The sequence below is a fragment of the Pannonibacter sp. genome (assembly GCF_051860505.1).
In the GTDB taxonomy this organism is placed as follows: Bacteria; Pseudomonadota; Alphaproteobacteria; order Rhizobiales; family Stappiaceae; genus Pannonibacter.
Genome location: NZ_JBHYDX010000018.1, coordinates 93,425 through 99,909, shown reverse-complemented (window position 1 = coordinate 99,909; position 6,485 = coordinate 93,425). Strand labels below are relative to the sequence as shown.

Annotated in this window: 6 protein-coding genes; all 6 read left to right on the top strand. The window is 58.3% G+C overall.

From position 1 onward, the window contains the following. Nucleotides 1-225, top strand: a 225-nt coding sequence (locus ACTIFE_RS13970; RefSeq protein WP_439529769.1) for a flagellin, incomplete at its 5' end; no start/stop codon positions are given. 266 nt (nucleotides 226-491) lie between these two features. Next, nucleotides 492-2,009, top strand: a complete 1,518-nt coding sequence (locus ACTIFE_RS13965) for a flagellin N-terminal helical domain-containing protein (RefSeq protein WP_439529768.1) — start codon at nucleotides 492-494, stop codon at nucleotides 2,007-2,009. Between the two features lie 334 nt (nucleotides 2,010-2,343). Continuing rightward, nucleotides 2,344-3,861, top strand: coding sequence for a flagellin N-terminal helical domain-containing protein (locus ACTIFE_RS13960; protein WP_439529767.1), 1,518 nt, complete (start codon nucleotides 2,344-2,346; stop codon nucleotides 3,859-3,861). A gap of 265 nt (nucleotides 3,862-4,126) precedes the next feature. Further along, on the top strand, nucleotides 4,127-5,626 hold the full coding sequence (locus tag ACTIFE_RS13955) for a flagellin N-terminal helical domain-containing protein (protein ID WP_439529766.1): 1,500 nt from the start codon (nucleotides 4,127-4,129) through the stop codon (nucleotides 5,624-5,626). 91 nt (nucleotides 5,627-5,717) lie between these two features. Next, nucleotides 5,718-6,191, top strand: a complete 474-nt coding sequence (gene flbT, locus ACTIFE_RS13950; protein ID WP_439529765.1) for a flagellar biosynthesis repressor FlbT — start codon at nucleotides 5,718-5,720, stop codon at nucleotides 6,189-6,191. Then, nucleotides 6,094-6,480 carry a flagellar biosynthesis regulator FlaF gene (flaF, locus tag ACTIFE_RS13945; protein ID WP_439529764.1) on the top strand — a complete coding sequence of 129 codons (387 nt, stop codon included), beginning with the start codon at nucleotides 6,094-6,096 and terminating at the stop codon, nucleotides 6,478-6,480. Before flbT ends, flaF begins: the two co-directional genes overlap by 98 nt. Nucleotides 6,481-6,485: the final 5 nt, after the last annotated feature.

Genomic DNA, 6,485 nt, shown 5'->3' with positions numbered 1-6,485 from the left:
GCCCAGGCCTCGACCTTCGGTACCAACCTGTCGATCGTGCAGAACCGCCAGGACTTCACCAAGGCGATGATCAACACCCTGGAAGAAGGCGCCGGCAAGCTCACCCTCGCCGACACCAACCAGGAAGGTGCAAACCTCCTGGCCCTGCAGACCCAGCAGTCCCTGGCCTCCACGGCCCTGTCGCTGGCTTCGCAGGCCGACCAGAACGTGCTGCGTCTGTTCTGATCCACACGACACAAAAGACAACGCAAGCGGCGGGCCCTCGGCCCGCCGCTTTGCGTTTCAGCCCTTACCCTTGCGACAGACGCCGCAGGGTTAATCTTTTACTAAAGCCCCTCCCTATCCGTCAAAGCTTTCAATTTTCAGGTTTACGTTTGATTAACCTTAAAATTTCAGACGTTTACCTTTGATTAGGGTTACCAAATCATGATTGCTCCATACCCGCTCAGGAAGAGCGGCGGCACGTGATGGACCCAGGAAAGGGACTAGTAATGACTGATATTACCCTGTCAGCTGCCGTACGGCAGAACCTGCTGACGTTGCAGACCACCGCAGACCTGATGTCTGGCGTCCAGAACAAGCTGGCAACCGGCAAGAAGGTCAACTCAGCCCTCGACAATCCGAACTCCTTCTTCACAGCGTCGGGTCTCAGCAACCGCGCCAAGGACCTCGGCACCCTGCTCGACGACATGGGCCAGGTGGTGCAGACGATGAAGGCAGCCGATCAGGGCATCACCTCGATCACCAAGCTGGTCGAGACCGCAAAGGCCAAAGGCAACCAGGCCCTGCAGACCCAGAGCCAGTACGAGCGCGCCCAGTACGCCAAGCAGTACAACGACCTGCTGAAGCAGATCGAGGACGTTGCGAAGGATTCGTCCTACAAGGGCAAGAACCTTCTGGGCGGCGAAGGCAACGATCTCACGGCCATCTTCAACGAGGACAACACCTCCAAGCTGACCGTGCAGGCCGTCGACTACACCGACACGACCCTGTCGGCCGGGCTCAACCTGACCGACCTGAAGGAAGCCAAGGGCGGCGCCTCCTCGCTGCAGCTGGAGGGCGGCAAGGCCACGATCACCTTCACCAACGGCTCCGGCAACACCCTGACGTCCGGATCTTTGATCTCTGACTCCACCGCCCTTGAAGTCAATGATGTGCTTCAGCTGCGCACGGCTGCCTCCGGCGGCGGCGCTCTGGTCTCCGGCACCGCAGCCATCACCATCGGTGCGGGCACGACCGTGCAGAATGTCGTCGACGAGATCAACAAGGGCGCCGGCGTCCGCGCCGAGTTCGATGAAAAGACCGGCACGCTCAGCATCACCTCGAACGATGACGTCTTCCTGCGCAACACCGACGGGGGCGCAGCAACACCGGCACCGGCTGACCTGGCCTCTCTCACCGCAGCCAACTACACCGCCACGTCGCAGCTCCTCGTCAACTCCGGCTCGTTCAACGTCGGTGACACACTGACCCTGGAAGACGGCAACGGCTACGAACTGGGCTCGCTGGAAGTCGGCAAGAACACGTCGGTTGAAGATCTCGTTGACTTCATCAAGGACTTCAACGGCGTCAATGCCTCCTTCAACACCGGCACCGGCAAGGTCACCATCGAGAGCGATGTCTCGCTGACGCTGAAGAGCGACAACGCCGACTTCAATGCCTCAACTTTCACGGCAGATACGGATGGCGTGAACGTTATAGCGCAGCAGGAATCCGGCTTTGCCACTGACGAGGCGATCAACAAGGTTGTCGACAGGTTGAACAACGCCCTCTCGAACCTGCGCTCGCAGGCGTCCGAGTTCGGCACCAACCTGTCGACCGTGGAAATCCGTCAGGACTACACGAAGAAGATGATCAACACGCTGCAGGAAGGCGCCGGCAAGCTGACCCTCGCCGACACCAACCAGGAAGGTGCGAACCTTCTGGCCCTGCAGACCCGGCAGCAGCTGGGATCGACATCCTTGTCCTTCGCCTCGCAGGCGGACCAGACGGTGCTGTCGCTGTTCTAAGAATCAGTCGCACGACTCACAACCTGACACTCACCGCGAAGGCGGGGCGAAAGCCCCGCCTTTTGCATTTGCGCGAACATGGCCCCCTGCCCTCGCCGGGCCCGGTAGACAGTCTTCTGTTGCAAGTTGGCCTGTGACGTAAAATTTTTATCCAAACTCGCCACGCTCATTTTGCATAACGCAACGAATTCAGAGGGTTTCAGTAACCTGTGTGCAGAAATGGTAAACAGGAGCCCGGCATCGTTAACCCTTGATTAAGGTTAACTAAAGATGATCAGGGCCAACCCGCTCAGGAAGAGCGGTACCAGTATCTGCCCCAGGAAAGGGATTAGTAATGTCCGATATTACCCTGTCGGCTGCCGTACGGCAGAACCTGCTGACGCTCCAGACCACCGCCGACCTGATGTCCGGTGTTCAGAACCGCCTCGCAACCGGCAAGAAGGTCAACTCAGCCCTCGACAATCCGAACTCCTTCTTCACCGCATCGGGCCTCAATTTCCGTGCGAATGATCTCAGCAGCCTGCTCGACGACATGGGCCAGGTGGTGCAGACGATGAAGGCAGCCGATCAGGGCATCACCTCGATCACCAAGCTGGTCGAGACCGCAAAGGCCAAAGGCAACCAGGCCCTGCAGACCCAGAGCCAGTACGAGCGCGCCCAGTACGCCAAGCAGTACAACGATCTGCTGAAGCAGATCGAGGACGTTGCGAAGGATTCGTCCTACAAGGGCAAGAACCTTCTGGGCGGCGAAGGCAACGATCTCACGGCGATCTTCAACGAGGACAACACCTCCAAGCTGACCGTCTCGGCCGTCGATTACACCGACACGACCCTGTCGGCCGGGCTCAACCTGACCGACCTGAAGCAAGCCAAGGGCGGCGCCTCCTCGCTGCAGCTGGAAGGCGGCAAGGCCACGCTCACCTTTACCAACACCTCCGGCAACACCCTGACCTCCGGCTCGCTGATCTCGGACGCCACCAGCCTTGAGCTGGGCGACGTGCTTCAGCTGCGCACGGCTGCCTCCGGCGGCGGCGCTCTGGTCTCCGGCACCGCAGCCATCACCATCGGTGCGGGCACGACCGTGCAGAATGTCGTCGACGAGATCAACAAGGCCGCCGGCGTCCGCGCCGAGTTCGATGAAAAGACCGGCACGCTCAGCATCACCTCGAACGATGACGTCTTCCTGCGCAACACCGACGGGGGCGCAGCAACACCGGCACCGGCTGACCTGGCCTCTCTCACCGCAGCCAACTACACCGCCACGTCGCAGCTCCTCGTCAACTCCGGCTCGTTCAACGTCGGTGACACACTGACCCTGGAAGACGGCAACGGCTACGAACTGGGCTCGCTGGAAGTCGGCAAGAACACGACGGTTGAAGATCTCGTTGACTTCATCAAGGACTTCAACGGCGTCAATGCCTCCTTCAACACCGGCACCGGCAAGGTCACCATCGAGAGCGATGTCTCGCTGACGCTGAAGAGCGACAACGCCGACTTCAATGCCTCAACTTTCACGGCAGATACGGATGGCGTGAACGTTATAGCGCAGCAGGAATCCGGCTTTGCCACTGACGAGGCGATCAACAAGGTTGTCGACAGGTTGAACAACGCCCTCTCGAACCTGCGCTCGCAGGCGTCCGAGTTCGGCACCAACCTGTCGACCGTGGAAATCCGTCAGGACTACACGAAGAAGATGATCAACACGCTGCAGGAAGGCGCCGGCAAGCTGACCCTCGCCGACACCAACCAGGAAGGTGCGAACCTTCTGGCCCTGCAGACCCGGCAGCAGCTGGGATCGACATCTTTGTCCTTCGCCTCGCAGGCGGACCAGACGGTGCTGTCGCTGTTCTAAGAATCAGTCGCACGACTCACAACCTGACACTCACTGCGAAGGCGGGGCGAAAGCCCCGCCTTTTTTATTTCGACCATTGAGCCCCGGTTCTCCCCACTCAAATTTTCTCGATATTTTTCAATCGGATAAAAGAAACCATTTGGTAACTTCGCTCACCAAACCGTTAACAGGTACACAGCGCATTTACTTTTCATTAAGAAATAAGGTCAGAACATCGTCAGTGGTTTGTTAGTGGACCACATTTGTAGAGATCGGTGAGCACGCCATGAGCGACATTGTCCTGTCCAGCGCCGTCCGGGAGAACCTGCTCTCGCTCAAGAATACCGCCAATCTGATGTCCACGACGCAGAACCGTCTGGCCACAGGATTGAAGGTCAACAGCGCCCTCGACAATCCGAACTCGTTTTTTACGGCTGCCGGCCTCAATGACCGGGCCAAGGATCTGAACAACCTGCTCGACAGCATGGGACAGGCCGTCCAGACCATCAAGGCAGCCGACAACGGCATCACATCGATCACCAAGCTGGTGGAATCTGCCAAGGCCATTGCCAACCAGGCTCTTCAGACCCAAAGCGAATATGAGCGCAAGATCTATGCCGAGCGCTACAACGCCGTAATGGAACAGATCGAAGACATGGCGCGGGATGCCAGCTACAAGGGCAAGAACCTTTTGGCTGGGGCTGGCAACGAACTTACGGTCATCTTCAACGAGGACAGCACCTCAAACCTCAAGGTGATGCCCGTCGACTTCACGGACACCTCTCTGGAGGAGGGCCTCGCACTCAATGACCTGGCAACCGGCGCAGGCGCTACGTCATCTTTCTCGCTCAGTTCCGCGACCGGAACCCTCAGCCTGACGGGCCTGCAAGCCTCTTCCGACCTGACAGAACTTGGTGCCTGGGCAGATGGCAACATCATCTCGGTCTCCGATGGTGTCACGACGAAGACGTTCACTGTTGGCTCCGCCGCAGGCGAGATCAAGACAGTCCAGGACTACGTCAATGCGCTGAACAGCGTCGGCGGCATCAAGGCGACCTTCGACGAAGGCACGGACGCAATTACAGTGACATCCGGTGTTGGCGTAAACGTCACGATCGCAAAGGACGCCACAGGTGGCGGCACCGCAACGAACGGCGGCATAGCCACCGGAACAACGACCCTGACAGCTGCCCAATTGACAGCATCCGCGCAGCTGATCAGTTCCGGCAGCTATCAGGTTGGCGACGTGCTCAAGATCGTCGATGGAAATGGCTTCGAGGCCGCCCGGCTCGAGGTGAGCTCAAGCACCACTGTGGAAGACATGGTGAAGCTGATCAATGGCGTAAAAGGTTTGAAGGCAGGGTTCTCAGGAGGAACGGTCAGTCTGATCGGAGATGTGTCTTTCGATATCAAGAGTTCCAACCCGGACTTCAATATTGCAGCGCTCGCGACAACAGACGGGACTGTGAAGCTGACCGCGACCGACTCAGACTTCAAGGACGACACCGATATCGAGCGAACCTTGCAGGCCATCAATTCGGCCCTGGCGACACTTCGGTCTTCTGCGTCGTCCTTCGGCACCACCTTGTCGACCGTTGAGGTCCGTCAGAAGTTCACACAGCAACTGATCAACACTCTGGAAGTCGGAGCAGGCGCTCTCACCATCGCCGACATGAATCAGGAAGGCGCGAACATGCTGGCGCTCCAGACCCGGCAGCAGCTGTCCTCCACCGCCCTCTCGCTCGCCAACCAGGCGGACCAGAGCGTGCTCAGCCTGTTCGGCTGATGGGAATACGTCGAAACGTTAAAGATCGCATGGGCGTCGTTAACCATTTGGTTAATGGTTGTGAACCAAACTGCACTGTGGAGGGCTGGTCATGGCGCTCAAGGTAGAGTTGAAGCCAGGCGAGAGGATCATCGTTGGCGACAGCGTCATTACCAATGACAATCAGCGCACCCGGCTCTTCATAGAAGGTCAGGCGCCAATCCTCCGCGAAAAGGACATCCTGACTCCCGCAACGGCAGATACGCCCGCAAAGCGGATTTATCTCGCTGTGCAGCTGATGTATCTTTCGGCAGATATAGAAAAAATTAAGGACGACTACTTTACACTGGTCAACGACATTATCCGGGCAGCGCCGAGTACCATTCCTTATGTTACAAAGGTGAGTAACTCGATCCTGGGAGGTGCCTTCTACAAGGCTCTGAAGGAAGCAAAGAAGCTTATCGAGTACGAGAGGACGCTTATCAGTCATGTACAAGCAGGCAGCACAGGCTTATCAGAAAACGAGCCAGGTCGCCGTTTCTCCGCGGGAACTGGAAGCGACGATCCTGATGAAGGCGGCCGCTAGACTGCAGCTTGTCAAGGACGAGTGGGAGGAGACCCCCTTCGCGGAGAAGGACGAGGCCTTGACCTACAACCGCAAGCTCTGGACCATTCTGGTGACTTCGGTCACCAATCCGGAAAACCCGCTGCCGCAGCCGATCAAGGACAACATCGCGACGCTTGGCGTGTTCATTTTCCGCCACACAATGGACATCCTGATCGATCCGCAGCCGGAAAAGCTGAACACGCTGATCTCGATCAATCGCAGCATCGCTGAAGGCCTGCGCGCTCAACCGGCCGCCGCCGCGACCTGACGCAG

What these genes read in the sequence shown, in the direction of transcription:
- ACTIFE_RS13955 (WP_439529766.1), top strand. Translation starts at nt 4,127, where the DNA reads ATGAGCGACATTGTCCTGTCCAGCGCCGTCCGGGAGAACCTGCTCTCG.
- flaF (WP_439529764.1), top strand. Translation starts at nt 6,094, where the DNA reads ATGTACAAGCAGGCAGCACAGGCTTATCAGAAAACGAGCCAGGTCGCC.
- ACTIFE_RS13960 (WP_439529767.1), top strand. Translation starts at nt 2,344, where the DNA reads ATGTCCGATATTACCCTGTCGGCTGCCGTACGGCAGAACCTGCTGACG.
- ACTIFE_RS13965 (WP_439529768.1), top strand. Translation starts at nt 492, where the DNA reads ATGACTGATATTACCCTGTCAGCTGCCGTACGGCAGAACCTGCTGACG.
- flbT (WP_439529765.1), top strand. Translation starts at nt 5,718, where the DNA reads ATGGCGCTCAAGGTAGAGTTGAAGCCAGGCGAGAGGATCATCGTTGGC.